Origin of the sequence: Micromonospora sp. WMMA1949 (assembly GCF_027460145.1) — a bacterium.
GTDB lineage: Bacteria > Actinomycetota > Actinomycetes > Mycobacteriales > Micromonosporaceae > Micromonospora.
On sequence record NZ_JAPZBG010000001.1, the window covers coordinates 3,255,528 to 3,273,661 of the forward strand.

Annotated in this window: 18 protein-coding genes; 15 read left to right on the forward strand and 3 right to left on the reverse strand. The window is 71.9% G+C overall.

Annotation, left to right across the window (positions count from 1 at the left end; translation table 11 throughout):
- Positions 1-19 precede the first annotated feature (19 nt).
- From O7607_RS15415 to O7607_RS15440, 6 genes are all read left to right on the forward strand, one after another.
- The gene (locus O7607_RS15415) at positions 20-1,771 is read left to right on the forward strand and encodes a sensor histidine kinase (RefSeq protein WP_269703920.1); all 1,752 of its coding nucleotides are present in this window, start codon (positions 20-22) and stop codon (positions 1,769-1,771) included.
- Entirely contained in the window at positions 1,768-2,220 is a 453-nt protein-coding gene (locus tag O7607_RS15420) for a response regulator (protein ID WP_091569521.1), read from the forward strand. Before O7607_RS15415 ends, O7607_RS15420 begins: the two co-directional genes overlap by 4 nt.
- Positions 2,213-3,022: an inositol monophosphatase family protein gene (locus O7607_RS15425; protein WP_269703922.1), complete on the forward strand. Its 810-nt coding sequence runs from the start codon at positions 2,213-2,215 to the stop codon at positions 3,020-3,022. The genes O7607_RS15420 and O7607_RS15425 overlap by 8 nt, the downstream gene beginning before the upstream one ends.
- A 184-nt stretch (positions 3,023-3,206) precedes the next feature.
- Entirely contained in the window at positions 3,207-4,244 is a 1,038-nt protein-coding gene (locus O7607_RS15430; RefSeq protein WP_269703924.1) for a coiled-coil domain-containing protein, read from the forward strand.
- Positions 4,245-4,304: 60 nt separating this feature from the next.
- Positions 4,305-5,837 (forward strand): fused MFS/spermidine synthase, encoded by a 1,533-nt coding sequence (locus tag O7607_RS15435; protein WP_269706990.1) that lies wholly within the window; start codon positions 4,305-4,307, stop codon positions 5,835-5,837.
- A gap of 71 nt (positions 5,838-5,908) precedes the next feature.
- Positions 5,909-7,528, forward strand: a complete 1,620-nt coding sequence (locus O7607_RS15440) for a serine/threonine-protein kinase (RefSeq protein WP_269703926.1) — start codon at positions 5,909-5,911, stop codon at positions 7,526-7,528.
- 80 nt (positions 7,529-7,608) lie between these two features.
- Here O7607_RS15440 and O7607_RS15445 read toward each other — a convergent pair whose 3' ends face one another.
- The gene (locus O7607_RS15445) at positions 7,609-8,277 is read right to left on the reverse strand and encodes a potassium channel family protein (protein ID WP_269703928.1); all 669 of its coding nucleotides are present in this window, start codon (positions 8,275-8,277) and stop codon (positions 7,609-7,611) included.
- Positions 8,267-9,601 carry a TrkH family potassium uptake protein gene (locus O7607_RS15450; protein WP_269703929.1) on the reverse strand — a complete coding sequence of 445 codons (1,335 nt, stop codon included), beginning with the start codon at positions 9,599-9,601 and terminating at the stop codon, positions 8,267-8,269. Before O7607_RS15450 ends, O7607_RS15445 begins: the two co-directional genes overlap by 11 nt.
- A 106-nt stretch (positions 9,602-9,707) precedes the next feature.
- Between O7607_RS15450 and O7607_RS15455 the strand changes: the two genes are divergently transcribed.
- Positions 9,708-10,829, forward strand: coding sequence for a glycerophosphodiester phosphodiesterase (locus O7607_RS15455; protein WP_269703931.1), 1,122 nt, complete (start codon positions 9,708-9,710; stop codon positions 10,827-10,829).
- 429 nt (positions 10,830-11,258) lie between these two features.
- Here the strand turns inward: O7607_RS15455 and O7607_RS15460 are convergent, their stop codons facing one another.
- The gene (locus tag O7607_RS15460; protein ID WP_269703933.1) at positions 11,259-11,486 is read right to left on the reverse strand and encodes a GntR family transcriptional regulator; all 228 of its coding nucleotides are present in this window, start codon (positions 11,484-11,486) and stop codon (positions 11,259-11,261) included.
- Between the two features lie 277 nt (positions 11,487-11,763).
- On the opposite strand from O7607_RS15460, the gene O7607_RS15465 reads away from it, so the two are divergent.
- From O7607_RS15465 to O7607_RS15500, 8 genes are all read left to right on the forward strand, one after another.
- Entirely contained in the window at positions 11,764-12,066 is a 303-nt protein-coding gene (locus tag O7607_RS15465; RefSeq protein WP_269703934.1) for a DivIVA domain-containing protein, read from the forward strand.
- Complete coding sequence (locus O7607_RS15470; protein WP_047894639.1) at positions 12,063-12,308, forward strand: hypothetical protein; 246 nt, start codon at positions 12,063-12,065, stop codon at positions 12,306-12,308. The genes O7607_RS15465 and O7607_RS15470 overlap by 4 nt, the downstream gene beginning before the upstream one ends.
- 216 nt (positions 12,309-12,524) lie before the next feature.
- The gene (locus tag O7607_RS15475; protein ID WP_128136766.1) at positions 12,525-13,727 is read left to right on the forward strand and encodes a substrate-binding domain-containing protein; all 1,203 of its coding nucleotides are present in this window, start codon (positions 12,525-12,527) and stop codon (positions 13,725-13,727) included.
- A gap of 3 nt (positions 13,728-13,730) precedes the next feature.
- The gene (locus O7607_RS15480; RefSeq protein ID WP_269703935.1) at positions 13,731-14,474 is read left to right on the forward strand and encodes an ABC transporter ATP-binding protein; all 744 of its coding nucleotides are present in this window, start codon (positions 13,731-13,733) and stop codon (positions 14,472-14,474) included.
- The gene (locus tag O7607_RS15485; RefSeq protein ID WP_269703937.1) at positions 14,475-15,206 is read left to right on the forward strand and encodes an ABC transporter ATP-binding protein; all 732 of its coding nucleotides are present in this window, start codon (positions 14,475-14,477) and stop codon (positions 15,204-15,206) included.
- Positions 15,203-16,093 (forward strand): branched-chain amino acid ABC transporter permease, encoded by an 891-nt coding sequence (locus tag O7607_RS15490; protein WP_091426567.1) that lies wholly within the window; start codon positions 15,203-15,205, stop codon positions 16,091-16,093. Before O7607_RS15485 ends, O7607_RS15490 begins: the two co-directional genes overlap by 4 nt.
- A complete protein-coding gene (locus O7607_RS15495; RefSeq protein WP_269703938.1) occupies positions 16,090-17,199 on the forward strand; it encodes a branched-chain amino acid ABC transporter permease in 1,110 nt (369 codons plus the stop codon). Before O7607_RS15490 ends, O7607_RS15495 begins: the two co-directional genes overlap by 4 nt.
- A 129-nt stretch (positions 17,200-17,328) precedes the next feature.
- Positions 17,329-18,084, forward strand: coding sequence for an SDR family NAD(P)-dependent oxidoreductase (locus O7607_RS15500; RefSeq protein WP_269703940.1), 756 nt, complete (start codon positions 17,329-17,331; stop codon positions 18,082-18,084).
- Positions 18,085-18,134: the final 50 nt, after the last annotated feature.

An 18,134-nucleotide genomic window follows, 5' to 3' on the forward strand; every position in this document is an offset into this window, starting at 1 on the left:
AGGCTACGGGGAGGAACCTGTGAAGGCGTACCAGCAGGGGTGGACCCTGCGGCGGCGGGTGGTCGCGCTCCTCGGCGTGGTGGTGGTGCTGCTGCTCGGGCTGGCCGCCGCTGAGGCGGCGGTCGCCGCGAAGAACCGCGAGAACATCGACGCGGTGCTGCTCAAGACCGGCCCGCTGCGCGTCCAGGCGCAGGAACTGATGAGCGTGCTGCTCGACCAGGAGACCTCGGTTCGCGGGTACGCGGTGAACGGTGACCGCCGTGACCTGGAGCCCTACCAGGAGGGCGTGAAGCGCGAGCAGACGCTGGCCGCCTCGATCCGGGACCTGTCGGCCGACTACCCGGACGTGCGCCGGTCGCTGGACGTGGTGGAGCAGCAGACCGCGCAGTGGCGGACCCAGGTGGCCGAGCCGGTGATCACCACTGTCGAGCGGGACGGCGCGGCGGCCGGCCAGGCGCTGATCACCGACGCGACCCGCCAGCAGTTCGACGGCATCCGGACGTCGGTGAACACCCTTCAGGACGAGATCCTCACCGTCCGGCAGGAGACCGCCGACCGGGTCAACTCGACCAGCAACGCGCTGGTCGTGCTGCTGGTCATCGCCGCGCTGGTGGTGACGACTGCCGGTGTGGTGATGCTGCTCTCGCTGGACCGGATCCTGATCCGCCCGCTGGCGGCCCTGGTCAGCCAGGTGCGCGAGGTGGCCGACGGCGACTACCGGCACCACATCGAGGGGTCCGGCCCGCCGGAGTTCCGCCGGCTCGCCGAGGACATCGACCAGATGCGGATGAAGATCGCCCGCGAGCTGGACGAGGTACGCGAGGCGCGCGAGCGCATCGAGTGGGTCAACAGCCAGCTCCAGAAGCAGGCCGAGGAGCTGACCCGCTCCAACCGTGACCTGGAGCAGTTCGCGTACGTCGCCTCGCACGACCTCCAGGAGCCGCTGCGCAAGGTGGCGAGCTTCTGCCAGCTCCTGCAGCGGCGCTACGCCGGGCAGCTCGACGAGCGGGCCGACCAGTACATCGCGTTCGCGGTGGACGGCGCGCAGCGCATGCAGCGGCTGATCAACGACCTGCTGGCGTTCTCCCGGATCGGCCGGTTGACCACCGGCTTCACCGAGGTCGACCTGAACAAGGTGATGGGCGACGTCGCGGGGCAGACCGAGGCGGCGTTGCAGTACGCCGACGCGGACCTGACCTGGGGCGAGATGCCGACCATCCGCGGCGAGGAGCCGCTGCTGACCAACCTGCTGGTCAACCTGGTCAGCAACTCGGTGAAGTTCCGCCGGGCGGACGTGCCGCCGAAGGTGCACGTGTCGGCGCGGCTGGTCGGCGACGAGTGGGAGATCAGCTGCCGGGACAACGGCATCGGGATCGAGCCGGAGTTCGCCGACAAGATCTTCGTGATCTTCCAGCGGCTGCACTCGAAGGACGCGTACCCGGGCACCGGCATCGGGCTGGCCATCGTCAAGAAGATCGTGGAGTATCACGGCGGCCGGGTCTGGGTGGACACGGACGCCGACGAGGGCACCACGATCCGGTTCACGCTCCCCGCGCTGGAGGCCGACATCGAGGCCGCCAAGGCGGCGGAGGCGGCGAAGGACGGGGACGCGGCGGACGACGCGGAGCCGGCCGAGGCGCCGGCCGCCGAGGCTGCCGAGGGCGACCCGGCGGGCGTCGGGCGGCAGCCGGACGGCGAGGCACGCGAAGAGCCGCCCGCGGAGGCGGACCGACACGGTACAAACGGTGGCATGAAGGAGACGGTGGGATGACCGCGCCCGCGGACGGCAAGAGCCCGATCGAGGTCCTGCTCGTCGAGGACGACCCCGGCGACGTGCTGATGACCCAGGAGGCGTTCGAGGAGCACAAGCTCCGCAACCGCCTCACCGTCGTCTCCGACGGCGCCGAGGCGCTCGCCTACCTGCGTCGCGAGGGCCAGTACGCGGACGCGGTGACGCCCGACCTGATCCTGCTCGACCTGAACCTGCCCCGGCGGGACGGCCGGGAGGTGCTGGAGGAGATCAAGAAGGACGAGGAACTGCGCCGCATCCCGGTCGTGGTGCTCACCACCTCGCAGGCCGACGAGGACATCCTGCGCAGCTACCAGCTGCACGCCAACGCCTACGTGACCAAGCCGGTGGACTTCGAGCGCTTCATCTCCGTGGTCCGCCAGATCGACGAGTTCTTCGTCAGCGTGGTCAAGCTGCCGCCGCGTGGCTGACCCGCTGCTGGACGACGTCGGCGCGCTGCTGAAGGAGGCAGCGGCCAAGGTCGTCGTGCCGTTGTTCCGCCGGCTCGACGCGTCCGACATCTCCGAGAAGGCTCCCGGCGAGGTGGTCACCGTCGCCGACCGCGAGGCCGAGGTGCTGATCTCCGAGGGCCTGCGGCAGTTGCGTCCCGGCTCGGTGGTGGTCGGCGAGGAGGCCGTCGCCGAGGACCCGGACCTGCTGCGGCACCTGCGCGGCAGCGGCGACGTCTGGCTCGTCGACCCGGTCGACGGCACCTCCAACTTCGCCGCCGGCCGCCGGCCGTTCGCGCTGATGGCGGCGCTGCTCACCGACGGCGTACCGGTGGCCTCCTGGGTGTACGACCCGCTCGACGGCACGATGGCGGCGGGCCGGCTCGGCGCGGGCGCCCGGCTGGACGGGGCGTCGCTGGGCGCGCCGCGGGCCGAGCCGCGGGTGGGCGCGCTGCGCGGCACCGCGGCGACGAAGTTCCTGCCCCCGGACTTCCGCCGCCGGGTCGAGGAGGGCGGCCGCCGCATCGGTGAGCTGCTGCCCGGCCAGCACTGCGCCGGCCGGGAGTACCTGGACATCCTCACCGGCGCGCAGCAGTTCGTGCTGTTCTGGCGCACCCTGCCGTGGGACCACACGCCCGGCACGCTGCTGGTGCGCGAGGCCGGTGGCGTGGCCCGCCGGTTCGACGGCGCCGACTACCACCCGGCCGACGACGGCAAGGGACTGCTCGTGGCCGCCAGCCCGGAGATCTGGGACGAGGTGAGCACCGCCCTGCTGGGCGGTTGAGCGGCGCTGCGCGACGAGCACGGCACGCTGCGTCGACGTCGGACGCCGTACGCCGTCGCCGGCCTGGCGTGTCGCGCGTGGTCCGGTATCGTGACCGGCGGTCTCCGCCAGCAGGCCGCCGTCCGGCGCCGGCGGAGACGCCGCTCGGTGTACGGGGGCCGGCGGTCGACGGAAGGACCAACACGTGCCCAGGACCAGCCCTACCGGCCGGCGCGTCCGGCGGTCGCTGCTCGCCGCGCTCGCCGCGGTGGCCGTGCTGCTCGGCTCCGGCGTGGCCGCCGGGCCGGCCGCCGCCGTACCCAGCCCGAACGCCCCGAACGAGGGCGGCAGCAAGCAGCTGCGGGCGGCGCTCGAGGCGGCGGCGAAGGGCCACATCGAGGCCCAGAACAAGCTGGAGAACTCCAAGCGCCGGCAGAAGGCGCTCGCCGCCCAGCTCACCGAGATCGAGGTACGCCTCGTCGGGCTCAGCGCGCAGGCCGGTGAGGTCGCCGCGCAGTCGTACCGGATGGGCCGGCTGACCGCGACGTCGATGCTGCTCGCGAGCGCCGACCCGAACGACTTCCTCAAGCGCGCCGCCGAGCTGGACGTGATGGCCCAGCGGGACAGCAAGCGGCTGCGGGAACTGGCCGACGCGAAGGCGCAGGCGGCCGAGGCGAAGCTCGCCATCGACGCCGAGGTGCGGGAGCAGGCCAAGCAGGTCGCGGTGCAGGCCCGCAAGAAGAAGGACGCCGAGGTGGCGCTGGCGAAGGTCAGCTCGGGCGCCGGGTCCGGCTTCAACGGCACCTCCTCGTCGGCGCGGCCCGCGCCGCGCAACTCGGACGGCTCGTGGCCGTCGGAGTCCTGCTCGGTGGACGACCCGACGCCCGCCTCCGGCTGCATCACGCCGCGCACGCTGCACATGCTCCAGCAGGCCAAGGCGGCCGGTTACAAGCGGTACGCCTCGTGCCACCGCAGCGGTGGCGGCGGCGAGCACCCCAAGGGTCGGGCCTGCGACTTCTCCGCCGCCAGCGGTGGGTTCGAGGACAAGACCGCCACCGGCGGCGACAAGGCGTACGGCGACAGCCTCGCCGCCTGGGCGAAGAACAACGCGAACCGGCTCGGCATCATGTACGTCATCTGGTATCGGCAGATCTGGATGCCGAACACCGGCTGGCGCGCGTACAGCGGTGGTGGCAGCCCGGCCGCGGACCACACAAACCATGTTCACATCTCGATGTATTGACGCGGCCCGCCGGTGGCGCTGCGTACCATCGCCACGGTGAGCAGCACATCGTCCGACGTCATGGCGGAACCGGCGGCCGACGCCCCGGTTCCGCCGCGGGCCCTCCCCAACGGGCTCGCCGCGTTCCTCGTCTTCTTCTCCAGCGGTGCGGTGCTGGTGCTGGAGACCGTCTCGTTGCGCCTGGTCGGCCCGTACGTCGGGGTGACGCTCCAGGTGACCAGCTCGGTCATCGGCATGGCGCTGGCCGCGATCGCCTACGGGGCGTGGTTCGGCGGGTGGCTCGCCGACCGGCGTGACCCGCGTACCCTTCTCGCCCCGGCGCTGGTGCTGGCCGGCATCGCCACCGCGGTTACGCTGCCGATCGTCAGGTACGCCGGTGAGGCGCTGCGCGGCGGCGCGGCGAGCGCGGTGCTCCTGCTGACCGCGCTGACCGTGGTGGTGCCGGCGGCGCTGCTGTCCGCCATCACCCCGCTCGTGGTGAAGCTCCAACTCGCCGACCTGCGCCGCACCGGCCAGGTGGTGGGCAAGCTGTCCAGCATCGGCACGCTCGGCGGCATCACCGCCACGCTCGGCACCGGCTTCATCCTGGTGGCAGCGCTGCGCAGCTCCGTCATCGTGCTGGGGCTGGCCGCCGCGCTGGGAGTGAGCGGGCTGGCGCTCGGCGTCTGGCTACGTCGGCAGGCGGGTGCCGGTGGGCCGTCCACGCCGGGCCGGGTCAAGGCCGCGCTGGCGTTGCTCGGTCTCGCCGCGGCCGGGCTCACCGCCGCCGCGCCGAACCCGTGCGACGTGGAGACCGCGTACCACTGCGCCCGGGTCGAGGTGGACCAGTCGTGGCCGCAGGGCCGCACGCTGTACCTCAACTCGGCCGAGCACTCGTACGTCGACCTGGACGAGCCCAACCACCTCAAGTACGCGTACACGCAGTGGATCGGCCTGGTCGCGGACGTGGCGCGGCCGCCGAAGCAGCCGATGGACGCGCTGCACCTGGGTGGCGGTGGCTTCACCGTGCCGAACTACCTGGCCGCGACCCGGCCCGGCACCGACAACCTGGTGTTCGAGCTGGACGGCGGGCTGGTCGAGCTGGACCGGCGGGAGCTGGGCCTGCGCACCGGCCCGAAGATGCGCGCCGAGGTGGGCGACGCGCGGGTGCTGCTGCGCGACGAGCCGACCGACAGCCGCGACTTCATCGTCGGCGACGCGTTCGGCCACCTGGTGGTGCCGTGGCACCTGGCCACCCGGGAGATGGCCGCCGACATCCGCCGGGTGCTGCGCCCGGACGGGATCTACGTGCAGAACGTCATCGACTACCCGCCGGGCCGGTTCATCCGGGCCGAGCTGGCCACCGTGAAGGCCGAGTTCGCGCACGTCGCGCTGATCGCCCCGCCCGGCGCGATCGACGGGGAGCAGGGCGCCAACTTCGTCATCGTCGCCTCGGACGCGCCGCTGCCGCTCGCCGCGATCCCGCCCGGGCTGAAGCTGCTGCCCGAGCGGGCCGAGCTGATGGACGAGGCGCGGGTGACCGAATGGGTCGGTGACGCGATGGTGCTCACCGACGACTACGCGCCGGTGGACCAACTGCTCGCGACCGCCTGAACGGGTGACTTTTCTGACCGATTCCGACAGCTGAGGTGTACCGGGGTCGACTTCGGGCAACAGGACCGACCATGGGTGGACCGGTCAGGAACGGCGTGCAACTGCTCGGCGAGCGATATCGGCTCGTCGAGCAGTTGGGTGCGGGCGGCATGTCGGTCGTCTGGCGCGGCTACGACGAGGTGCTGGGCCGCCAGGTCGCGGTCAAGGTGCTGGCCTCGCGGCTGGCCAGCGACAAGGCGTTCCGGCACCGGATCCGGGTGGAGGCGCAGGCCGCCGCGCGGCTGTGCCACCCCAACATCACCAACGTGTACGACTACGGCGAGTCCGTGCAGGTCGGCCTGACCGTCCCGTACGTGGTCATGGAACTCGTCGACGGCGGTCCGCTCAGCGGGCGGCTCGGCCGCGACGGGCAGCTTCCCTGGCGGGAGGCCATGACCATCGGCGCGGAGGTCGCCTCGGCGCTCGCCGCCGCGCACGCCCGGGGCGTGGTGCACCGGGACGTGACACCGGGCAACGTCATGCTGACCCCGACCGGGGTGAAGGTCGTCGACTTCGGCATCTCGGCGCTGGTGGGGGAGAGCGACAAGGGGCCGGACGGCGCGCTGCTCGGCACACCGGCCTACCTCGCGCCGGAGCGGCTGGACAACGGGCACGTCTCGCCCGCCACCGACGTGTACGCGGTCGGGCTGCTGCTCTACCGGATGCTCACCGGCCGCCTGCCGTGGCAGGCCAGCACCACCACCGAGATGCTGCGCGCGCACATGTACCGCGACCCGGACCCGATGCCCGCCGTACCGGGCCTGCCCGAGCCGGTCGCCGCGCTGGTGCAGCGGTGCATGTCCAAGCGGCCCGAGGACCGCCCGGCCACCGCCGAGGTGGCCCGTACGCTCGCCGAAGCGGCGGGTATCGCGGCGATCGTGCCGGTGTCACCGGCGTTCGGCCGGATGGACCCGGCGCTCGCCGAGAACGCGGGCACCACCATCCTGCCGTGGTCGGCGGAGACCGACGCGCTGCCGTTCTCGGCGGTGCGTACCCGCACGAGGCGGGCGGTGGCGCGGCGGCGCAAGGTCGAGGCCGGGGTGGCCGCCGTGGGCCTGGTCGCGGTCACCGCCACGCTCTGGGGGCTGACCTCGCGGAGCCCGGCCAGCGGCGGGGTGGAACCGACCGAGGCGCGGATGAGCCTGCCCGAGCCGATCCCCTGTGCCGTCGACTATTCGCTGCGCCGCGACACCGGCAAGGACTTCTCCGCCGAGCTGACGCTCACCAACACCAGCGACCGGGAACTGCGCGGCTGGACCATGAACTTCACGTTCCCCGGCAAGCAGACCGTGACCACGTCCCAGCCCACCGCGCGTCAGGCGGGGCGTACCGTCTCGATCGCCGCACCGGCGACGGACCCGGCGCTGGCGCCCGGCGCGTCGACGAAGCTGACACTGGCCGGCCGCTACACCGGGAGCAACACGCTGCCGGTGGAGTTCACCGTCGGCGGCAGCACCTGCGGCGTGCAGGTCTCCGGCATCGCCGGCTCGGCACCGACCACCGCGCCGCCGGTGAAGACGCCGGTCAAGCCGGCCACCAAGGCCACCGCCAAGAGCGGGCCGGCGAAGGCCAAGCCGGCCCCGGCGAAACCGAAGCCCAAGGCCGCGCCGAAGCCCAAGGGCAAGGAGGGCCCGAAGGGAAAAGCAAAGTAGACCGGCCGAAGGGGGGTGAGCACGGCAAGGGCAAGGGTCCTGGTCCCAAGAAGGGCTGACGGCCAGGTCAGCGGCCCCGGTCAGGTCACCGCGGAGAAGCGCTGCACCTGGGAGATGCCACCCTCCACGATCAGTACGCTGTCCGCCTTCAACACGGTGTCCGGCCCGACGTACCGGAACGGTTCCCCGGCCTGCTTCTCGCCGACCACCATCACGCCGTACCGGTCCTGCGGGGCGATGTCGCGCAGCGACCGCCCGACCAGCGGCGCGGGCACCTTGATCTTGGCGATGGCGAAGTCGTCGTCGAACTCGATGAAGTCGAGCATCCGGCTGACGATCAGGTGCGCCACCCGCTCGCCGGTCTCCTGCTCGGGGAAGACCACGTGGTGCGCGCCCACCGAGTGCAGGATCTTCGCGTGCTTCTCCGACGTGGCCCGCGCCCAGATCTGCTCGATTCCCAGCTCGGCCAGCGCCAGCACGGTGAGCACGCTCGCCTCCAGCGACGCGCCGATGGCCACCACGACCCGGCGGAAGTCCGCCAGCCCGAGCTGGCGCAGCACCGCCTCCTCGGTGGTGTCCGCCTGCACCACCCGGTCCAGGTCGGCCGACCAGTGCTGGACCCGCCCCGCGTCGCGGTCGATCGCCAGCACCTCGTAGCCGAGGCGGGACAGGGAGTCCGCCAGGCGCGAGCCGAACCGGCCCAGGCCGATCACCGCGATGCCGGTCTCCTCCGGATGTCTAGCCGACAATGGGTTGCTCCTCCGGGTAGCGGTACAGCCGTCGACGGGTGTTCAACGCGATGGCCGAGCCGAGGGTGAGCGGCCCGATCCGTCCGATGTACATGAGCGCGGTCAGCACGTACTGGCCCGGTGGCGAGAGCTGCCCGGACACGCCGACGGTCAGGCCGGTGGTGCTGAACGCGGAGGTGACCTCGAACAACGCGGCCGAGAACGATATGTGCGAGGTCAGCGCGATCAGGCCGACCGTCCCGCCGGCCACGAGCGCCACGCTCAGCAGCGCCACCGTCAGCGCCTGCCGCTGGCTCGCCGTCGCCACCCGGCGGTGCCCGACTGTGGTGTCCGGCTCGCCCCGCAGCTCGGCCCAGATGGCGAAGCCGAGCAGGAAGAACGTGGAGACCTTGATGCCGCCCGCGGTGCTGGCGCTGCCGCCGCCGATGAACATCAGGCCGATCAGCATGGGGTAGCTCTCGTCGGTGAGCCGCCCGACGTTGACGACGTCGAAGCCGCCGGTACGGCTCAACGCGATCTGGGTGAACGACGCCAGCAACTTGCCCGGCACGTCGAAGGTGCCGATCGTGAACGGGTTGCCCCACTCGGCCACCAGCAGGTACGCGACGCCGAAGACGGTCAGCACCACGCTGCCCCAGACGGTCAGCTTCGTGGCGACCGCCCAGCGCGCCGGCTGCCGCCACTCGCGTACCGCCTCGAACAGCGCCGGGAAACCCAGCCCGCCGATGATCGCGCCGACGCTGAGCGGCAGCGCCACCCAGCCGTCCCGGGAGAACGCGATCAGGCCGTCCGAGTAGAGCGCGAACCCGCCGTTGTTGAACGCCTGCACCGAGTGGAACACCGCCGACCAGAGCGCCCGGCCCGGCCGGTAGTCGTACGCCAGGAACAGGCGCGCGGCGATCACCGCCGTCATCAGCGCCTCGGTGACGAAGACCGTCGCCGCGATGCGCAGCAGCAGCCGGCGTACGTCGCCGAGACCGAACTCGGCGGTCTCCGCCTGCACGAGCAGCCGGTTACGCAGACCGAGCTGGCGGGACACCGCCAGGATCACCAGCGACGCCCCGGTCAGGATGCCCAGACCACCGAGCTGCGTCAGCACGGTGATCATCACGAGCCCGAAGCCGTTCCAGTAGTTCGGCGTGTCGGTCACCGCCATCCCGGTCACCGACACCGCCGAGGTGGAGGTGAACAGCGCGGTGACGAACGGGGTGTACCGCTGCTCGCTGGTGGCCCAGGGCAGCATGAGCAGGCCGGTGCCGACCAGGATCACCGCCAGGAACCCCAACGGCACCAGCCGTACGGGCTTCCGGAGCAGGCGGCGCACCCCGTCATCTTCCGTCCGGAGATTCACCGGCAGGTCAGGAACCGACCAACTGGCGGTCAACCACACCCGGTCTGCTGTGCGTACCCATCGACGACAGGAGACGGCGTTGCGACGTACCCTTTCCGCCCTCGGCGTGGCCGGCACGCTGCTCGCGGCGGCCGCAGTGGTGGTGCCGGCCGTGGCCGCCCAGGCCGGCCCGGACCACCGCGCCGCCGAGCAGGCTCGCCCGGCCCAGCGGCCGATCGTGATCGGCCACCGCGGCGCGAGCGGCTACCGCCCCGAGCACACCCTGGAGGCCTACCGGCTCGCCATCCGCCAGGGCGCCGACTTCATCGAACCGGACCTGGTCGCGACCAGGGACGGCGTCCTGGTCGCGCGGCACGAGAACGAGATCTCCGGTACGACGGACGTGGCCGCCCACCCCGAGTTCGCCGCCCGCAAGGCGACGAAGACCATCGACGGGGTGACAGTCACCGGCTGGTTCACCGAGGACTTCACGCTGGCCGAGCTGAAGACGCTGCGGGCCAAGGAGCGGCTGCCGCAGGTGCGGGTCGCCAACACCGCGTTCGACGGCAGGTTCGAGATCCCGACGTTCCAGGAGGTCATCGACCTGGCGCGGACCGAGTCGAAGGCCCGCGGCCGGACCATCGGCGTCTACCCGGAGACCAAGCACCCGACCTACTTCGCGTCGATCGGCCGTCCACTGGAGGAGCCGCTGGTGGCGGTGCTGCGCCGCAACCGGCTCACCCACCGCGCCGACCCGGTGTTCGTCCAGAGCTTCGAGACCGCCAACCTGCGCAAGCTCGACACGATGATCGACGTGCGGCTGGTGCAGCTCATGGACGCGTCCGGCGCGCCCTACGACTTCGTCGCGGGCGGCGACAAGCGGACCTACGCGGACCTGGCGACGCCCGCGGGACTGGCCTGGATCTCCCGGTACGCCGACGGCGTCGGCCTGAACAAGAACCTGATCGTGCCCCGGGACCCGGCCGGACGACTGCTCGCGCCGACAGCGGTGATCCGGGAAGCGCACCGGCGGAAGCTGGTGGTGCACGCGTGGACGTTCCGGGCCGAGAACCAGTTCCTGCCGGTGGACTTCCGGATCGGCACCGACCCGAACGCGCGTGGTGACATCACGTCCGAGTACGAGCTGTTCTTCGACCTGGGCCTGGACGGCGTGTTCAGCGACCACCCCGACACGGCGGTGGCCGCCCGAGCCGGCCGCTGACCCTGCTCCTTCTTCCGGGGTGCCCGCCGCAAGCGGCGGGCACCCCGTCCGCTTGCCCAGGTCCGTCACGGGCCCCCCGGCTCCCCAGCTCCGAGAGATCTTGGTATCAAACGGCCCTCATAGGGGCCCTTTCCTACCAAGATCTCCACCGATCCCACCTCGCGGAACGCCAGTCTCGCCCGATGGACGGCGCTCGACGCAGCAACAAGCCGAACGGGGAGCTCCCGCCCGCGCCGCCCCGAAACCTCTGCGATCTTGGAGTTGTGGCGCCTGATAAGTCGGGCTAACCGGGCATCCGAGGCGCCATAACTCCAAGATCGACGGTGGTGGGCGGTGGCGGGCGGGCTTGTCGCGCGGGGCGGGTACCACTTCGGGGAAGTGGCTGCTTCCGGGCGCGATGATGCCGCCACTTCGGCGTAGTGGAGTTGATCAGGCCGGAGGGTCGGCTACGTAGGTGCCTCGGCCGGGCTGGCCGGTGATCAACTCGCGATCGTGCAGTAGTGAGAGAGCGCGGGACGCCGTGTTCATGTGGACGCCATAGGCTTCGGCGAGTTCACGGGTCGAGGGCAACTTGTCGCCGGGCTTCAACTCGCCACTCTTGATCTTTGCGGCGAGTTCGTTGGCGATCTGACGATACGGCGCTTCGGCTGTAGGCATGGTGAGGACTCCGGTCGGTTCGGCACCTCCGATCATGCCGGGCCTACACCAGTAACTGCAACAAGCGGAAAGCCCGATGTGGACGCTCGACCTACACAGGTATTTTGGGTAGGCTGACCGCGTCCGGCTCCGGTTGGTTCGGCAAACCTCGGGAGCCGGACCCGGATTGGGCTCCGGGGTCGTACCGCCGAACGGGCTGCGGTCTCGGGGTCGGCGGCCCGCCCGCGTCCCCTGTCTGCAGGCGGGCCGCCTCCACGGCTCGGTGAGGAGGATCGGCGTGCGTAACGTGCTCAACCTGTTCCAGCCATCCCGGCGACGCGGCAAGGGCGGCTCGCCCAACCAGGGCTGGTACCGATCGGATTCGTGCCGGCCGCTGAGCGTCGGGCAGATCCGCGAGCGGAGGTTCCGCACCGTGCGGCACGGGCTCGACCCGGCGGAGGTGCACGCCTTCCTCTACCGGGTGGCGGGAGATCTGGCTCTGGCCCGGCGAGACGCGTCCCGGTACGCCGAGGAGAACACCCGCATCAAGGCGGCGCTCAGGAGCTGGCAGTCCCGGTTCACACCGGGCGCGCAGCGGTGAGCCGGGAGCGGTTCGTCGTACACCTGCCGGTTCTCGCGGCCGATCTCGACGGCGCGCGGGGGTTCGCGCGGGCCATCTGCCGGGCGCTCGGGTTCCTGGCCGACGTGGAGCGCGCCGGGACGACCGTGTCGCGGGAGGACGAGCAGTCCGTACGCCACTGGGTCTGGTGCGACCGCCCGCGCGACGGTGGCCGGCGATGTGCACGGGCGGCCGACCACGACGGGGACTGCGGCGGGCGGTGACCGACGCGCGATGGCGTGGGGCGACATTCCCGGCGAGGTGCGCGTGGTGGGTGTGGCCATCCCGGGTCGGTGCGGTTACGTGTCGATGTCCGCCGTTGTAACGTGCGGCCATCCCGTCACGGGTACTTGTGTGCGCCGACCACATAGCCCGTGGGTGACGTCACTTCTAGCGTGAGCCGACAACTGACATTCCCCCTGTCCTCACCTGGAGTCGCAATGACGATCCGGCACACGCGACGGGTGTTCCTTACCGCCGCCACCTCGGTGGCGGTCGCTCTGGCCGCCACGGCCTGTGGCAGCCCGCAGGACACCGCATCCGGCGGCGGCGACGCCGCCCCGGTCAAGGTCGGTCTGGTCTACTCCCAGTCCGGGCCGCTCGCCAGCTACGGCAAGCAGTACATCGAGGGTTTCAAGGCGGGCCTCGACTTCGCCACGAAGGGCACCGGCAAGGTCGGTGACCGCACGATCGAGGTGACCGAGGCCGACGACGCGGGCGACCCGGCCAAGGCCGTGTCCGCCGCGAAGGACCTGATCGGCAAGGGTACGAAGATCATCGCCGGGTCCACCTCCTCCGGGGTGGCGCTCCAGGTCGCGCCGATCGCCGCGCAGAACAAGGTGCTGTTCATCTCCGGCCCGGCCGCCACGGACGCGGTGACCGGTGCGAACAAGTACACGTTCCGTTCCGGCCGGCAGTCGTGGCAGGACGTGGTGACCGCCCGGTCGTTCATCGGCGACGCGGGCGGCAAGAAGGTCGTGGTGTTCGCGCAGGACGGCGCGTTCGGTGACGCGAACGAGGCCGCCGTCAAGGCCGTCATCGGCGGCGCCGGTGCGAACGTGAGCAGCGTACGGGCCCCGGCCAGTGCCACCGAGTTCACGCCGTTCGCCAGCCAGATCAAGGCCGCCAAGCCGGACCTGCTCTTCGTCGCCTGGGCCGGCACCACCGCCGGCGCGATGTGGCAGACGCTCGACCAGCAGGGCGTCCTCGCCTCCACCACCGTCGTCACCGGCCTCGACATCCGCGCCTCGTGGCCGACGTTCGGCGCGGCCGGCAGCAAGATCTCGTTCCTGTCGCACTACTTCGACGGCGCCAGCGACACCGAGGCCGCCAAGGCCGCGAAGGCGAAGGTGCCGGGCGGCACGCTCGACCTGTTCCACCCGGACGGGTTCGCCGCCGCGCAGATGGTCGTCCGTGCCGTGCAGGAGGGCGGCGACGACGTGGAGAAGATGGTCAAGGCGCTGGAGGGCTGGGAGTTCGAGGGCGTCAAGGGCACCATGAAGATCCGCGCCGAGGACCACGCCCTGCTCCAGCCGATGTACCAGGCGAAGCTCTCCGGCAGCGGAACCGCCTTCACGGCGACCGCGCAGAAGTCGCTCACCGGTGACGAGAGCGCGCCGCCGGTCGCGCAGATGAAGGGCTGACCGATGCTCGCCACCCGCGGTCTGACCTGGCGGATCGGTGAGGTCGCCATCGTCGACTCCGTCTACCTCGATCTGGCGCCGGGGGAGTTCCTCGGCGTGATCGGGCCCAACGGCGCCGGCAAGACCTCCCTGTTCAACCTGATCACCGGCCTGCGCCGGCCCACCGAGGGCACGGTCCTGCTGGACGGCGCGGACATCACCGCGCTTCCGCCGTACCGGCGTGCCCGGCTCGGCCTGGGGCGTACCTTCCAGGCGTCCTCGGTCTTCGGCTCGCTGAGCGTGCGGGAGAACGTCCGGCTCGCCGTACAGGCACACCGGGGTGGCTCGATGAAGCTGTGGCGGCGGGCGGCGGCCGACCGGGAGGTGGCCGCCGCCGCCGACGCGGCGCTCGACCGGGTCGGCCTGCACCACAGGGGTACGGCGCTCGCCGGCACCCTGGCCCACGGCGAGAAGCGCAAGCTGGAGATCGCGCTGCTGCTCGCCGGTGAACCCCGGGTGATGCTGCTGGACGAGCCGATGGCCGGGGTGAGCGCCGAGGACGTACCCGAGCTGGTCAGCGTGATCAAGTCGTTGACCGGGGACAGCGGCCGGGCGGTGCTCATGGTGGAACACCACATGGACGTGATCCTGGAGCTGGCCGACCGGATCGCCGTGATGCACCACGGCGCGCTGCTGGCCTGCGACACCCCGGACACGGTGATGGCGAACGCCACCGTGCAGGAGGCGTACCTGGGGGAGGCGCTCTAAATGACCGAACCTGTCCTGTCCGTGGCGGACCTGTCCGTGCGGATCGCCGGACTGCACATCCTCCAGGGGGTGTCGTTCGAGGTCGCGCCCACCGGCGTGACGGTGCTGCTCGGGCGCAACGGCGTCGGCAAGACCACCACGCTGCGCGCGATCGTCGGGCTGACGCCGCGCGGCGAGGTGCGCGGAAGCGTACGCATGGGTGCCCGCAGCCTGCTCGCCCGCCCCACCCACCGGCTGGTCCGCGACGGCCTCGGCTACGTGCCGGAGGACCGCTGCGTCTTCGCCGGGCTCACCGTCGCGGAGAACCTGCGGCTCGCGGAACGACGCGGCGTCACGCCCGCGTACGACAAGGTCTTCGCGCTTTTCCCGGAGCTGGAGCGGCGCGGACGGCAACGGGCCGGCTCGCTGTCCGGCGGGCAGCAGCAGATGCTCGCGATCGGCCGGGTGCTGCTGAACGACAACCGGCTGCTGCTGGTCGACGAGCCGACGAAAGGGCTGGCGCCGAAGGTGGTGACCGAGGTGGCCGAGGTGCTGGAACGGGTGGCGGAATCCGTGCCGGTGCTGCTGGTCGAGCAGAACCTGGCGGTGGTGCGGCGGCTGGCCACAGACGCGGTGGTGCTCTCCGCCGGGAAGGTCGCCTGGACCGGCGACGCTCGGGAGCTGCTGCTGGAGACGGCGCTGACGAAGTCGTTGCTCGGTGTGGGTTCTGGCTCCGGGGAGGTGCACGCGTGAACACCGTGGTCCTGCTGACGCTGACCGGGCTCGGCCTGGCGGCGCTGTACTTCCTCGTGGCCTCCGGCCTGTCCCTGGTGTTCGGTCTCGCCGACGTGCTCAACTTCGCGCACGGGCTGTTCCTCGGCGTCGGCGCGTACGCGACCTGGTGGGCCTCGGGCAACCTGCCCGGCGCCGGACCGGACGGGTTCGGCTTCGTGCTCGCTGTCGTCTTCGGTGTGCTGGCCGGTTCGCTCGTCGCGGTGCTGGTGGAGCTGGTGCTGATCCGGCCGCTCTACTCCCGCACCATCGAGCAGGTGCTCGTCACAGTCGGCCTGTCGCTCGCCGGGGTGGCGCTGCTCCAGGCCACCTGGGGTGCGGACCCGCGGCCGTTCCCGCGCCCGGACTGGAGCCGGGGCGTCACATCGGTGCTCGGCGCGCAGGTGCCGAACGCCGGGCTGCTGCTGATCGTCGCCGCCGCGGTGGTGCTCGGCGCGCTGCTGGCGTTCCTGCGTTGGACCCGCTACGGCCTGATCATCCGGGCCGGCGTGGAGAACCGGGAGATGGTGACGGCGCTCGGCATCGACGTGCGCAAGGCGTTCACGCTGGTCTTCGCGATCGGCGGGGCCGCCGCCGCGCTGGCCGGCGCGCTCGGCGGCGTCTACTTCGGCACCGTCTCGCCGGGACAGGGCGGCTCGCTGCTGATCTTCGCCTTCATCGTGGTGGTGATCGGCGGGATGGGCTCGGTGGTCGGGTCCGCGTACGCGGCGGTCGCGGTGGGGCTGCTGCAACAGTTCGTCAACTACTACGGCACGTCCGGGCTGGGCGACCTGTGCGTGGTCGGTCTGCTCGCCGTGGTGCTGCTGCTGCGTCCGCAGGGCCTGGCCGGAAAGGTGGCTCACGCATGACCAACTCGGTGGTCGACGCGCCTCCGGCGCAGGTGCCCGACGAACTGACTCCCGGGCGTTCCCGCTGGCACGGCCTGCGTCCGTACCTGCCGTTGGTGGCTCTGGTGGTGGCGGCTGTGCTGCCGTACTCGACGCTGAACCTGCCCGGCATCTTCGAGGGGCCGCTGAACTCGCCCGGCACGCTGCAACTGCTCGCCATCTGCCTGGTCTTCGGCGGGCTGGCGGCCGGATACGACCTGCTGTTCGGGCGTACCGGCATGCTCTCCTTCGGCCACGCCCTCTACTTCGCCGCCGGGGTGTACGGCACCGACATCCTGGTCACCAAGGCCGGGCTGCCGCTGTGGCAGGCGGCCGTGCTCACGGTGATCGGCGGAACCACGCTCGCCGCGCTGCTCGGCGCGGTGGCGCTGCGTACGGTGGGCATCGCGTTCGCCATGGTGACGCTGGCGTTCGCGCAGGTGGGGGCGATCCTGGTGGCCCGCGACTTCGGCGGCCTCACCGGCGGCGAGGAGGGCCTGCCGCTGGACGTGTCGGGGCTGCCGGCGGCGCTGGTGGGCGTCACCAACACGGTGAACCTGTACTGGCTGGCGCTGGCGTACCTGGCCATAGTGGTCCTGGTCGTGCACCGGGTCAGCGCCTCGCCGACCGGGCGGGTGCTCGCCGGGCTGCGCGACGACGAGCGGCGCATCGGCGTGCTCGGGCTCGACCCGTACCGGTTCAAGTTGGTCGCGTTCACGCTCGCCGGTGGCCTCGCGTCGGCCGGCGGGGTGGTCTACGTGCTGATCGTCGGCGGCGCCAGCCCGCACATCACCTCGTCGGAGCTGACGCTGTCGCTGCTGGTCATGGTGGTGCTCGGCGGCCCCGGTACGCGATGGGGGCCGGTGCTGGGCGGCGTCCTCTACATGTACCTGGACCACCGGCTCACCGCGTTCGGCAGCAGCGAGGCGGTGAACAGCCTGCCCGCGTTCCTCAGCCACCCGCTGAGCCAGCCCCTGTTCGTCCTGGGCACGGTGTTCATCCTGGCCGTCTACTTCTTCCCCGGCGGCCTGGCCAGCCTGCGAACCCGCCTGACCCCCGTCCTGACCGCCCTCCGCCGCCCCCGCTGACCCGCTCCCGCCCCGCCCACCTCTGCTCCGGCGATCATGAAGTTAACGCCGCGACACGCCGTCCGATGGCGCTAACTTCATGATCGCGCGGGACAGGGCCCGGGCGGGGATGCGGGAAGGGGAACGGACATGGGGGAGCGGGAGCAGCGGCTTGCTGTGGTCAGCGGGGGTGGGACCGGGATCGGGGCTGCGGTGACGCGTGGGCTCGTCGAGGACGGGTTCGACGTTCTCGTGGTCGGGCGGCGGGGGGACGTGCTCGACGCCGCCGCGCGGCGGATCTCTGACGAGAGCGGGCGGGACGGGGCGGTCACCGCCGTCGCCGCCGACCTGGCCGATCCGGGGCAGGTCGGCGCGGTGGTGGACGCGGTCGGGGACCGTGCCGTGGACGCCGTCGTCAACAACGCCGGGGGTTACCTCCACGGGGCGACAGACTCGCTCGGCGGGGTGGCGGACTGGTGGCGGGCCAACCTGGACGCCAACGTGCTCACCGCCGTCCTGCTCACCGAGGCGCTGCTGCCGGCCCTGCGCCGTCCCGGCGGCCGGGTGGTCCTGCTCGGCTCGATCGCCGCGCAGCGCGGCGGCGCCGGGCCGTACTCGGCCGCGAAGGCCGCGCTGCACGGCTGGGCGTACGACCTCGCCGCCCAGCTCGGACCCGACGGGATCACCGTCAACGTGGTCAGCCCCGGCTACGTGGCCGAGACCGAGTTCTTCGGCGACCGGATGACGCCCGAGGGCCACGCCAAGCGGGTCGCCGCCACGCTCGTCGGCCGGGCCGGAGTGCCGGACGACATCGCGGCGGCAGTGCGCTACCTGGTCGGACCGTCCGCCGGGTACGTCACCGGGCAGGTGCTCGGCGTCAACGGCGGTTCCGTGCTCGGCCGCTGACACGCGGAAGGGGCGGCGGCCCCCCGTGTGGCCACCGCCCCTTCGCGTAC

Excerpts from the sequence above, each read along its gene's own strand:
- O7607_RS15440 (WP_269703926.1), top strand. The coding sequence starts at position 5,909 with ATGGGTGGACCGGTCAGGAACGGCGTGCAACTGCTCGGCGAGCGATAT.
- O7607_RS15500 (WP_269703940.1), top strand. The coding sequence starts at position 17,329 with ATGGGGGAGCGGGAGCAGCGGCTTGCTGTGGTCAGCGGGGGTGGGACC.
- O7607_RS15485 (WP_269703937.1), top strand. The coding sequence starts at position 14,475 with ATGACCGAACCTGTCCTGTCCGTGGCGGACCTGTCCGTGCGGATCGCC.
- O7607_RS15480 (WP_269703935.1), top strand. The coding sequence starts at position 13,731 with ATGCTCGCCACCCGCGGTCTGACCTGGCGGATCGGTGAGGTCGCCATC.
- O7607_RS15460 (WP_269703933.1), bottom strand. The coding sequence starts at position 11,486 with ATGCCTACAGCCGAAGCGCCGTATCGTCAGATCGCCAACGAACTCGCC.
- O7607_RS15420 (WP_091569521.1), top strand. The coding sequence starts at position 1,768 with ATGACCGCGCCCGCGGACGGCAAGAGCCCGATCGAGGTCCTGCTCGTC.
- O7607_RS15435 (WP_269706990.1), top strand. The coding sequence starts at position 4,305 with ATGGCGGAACCGGCGGCCGACGCCCCGGTTCCGCCGCGGGCCCTCCCC.
- O7607_RS15475 (WP_128136766.1), top strand. The coding sequence starts at position 12,525 with ATGACGATCCGGCACACGCGACGGGTGTTCCTTACCGCCGCCACCTCG.
- O7607_RS15495 (WP_269703938.1), top strand. The coding sequence starts at position 16,090 with ATGACCAACTCGGTGGTCGACGCGCCTCCGGCGCAGGTGCCCGACGAA.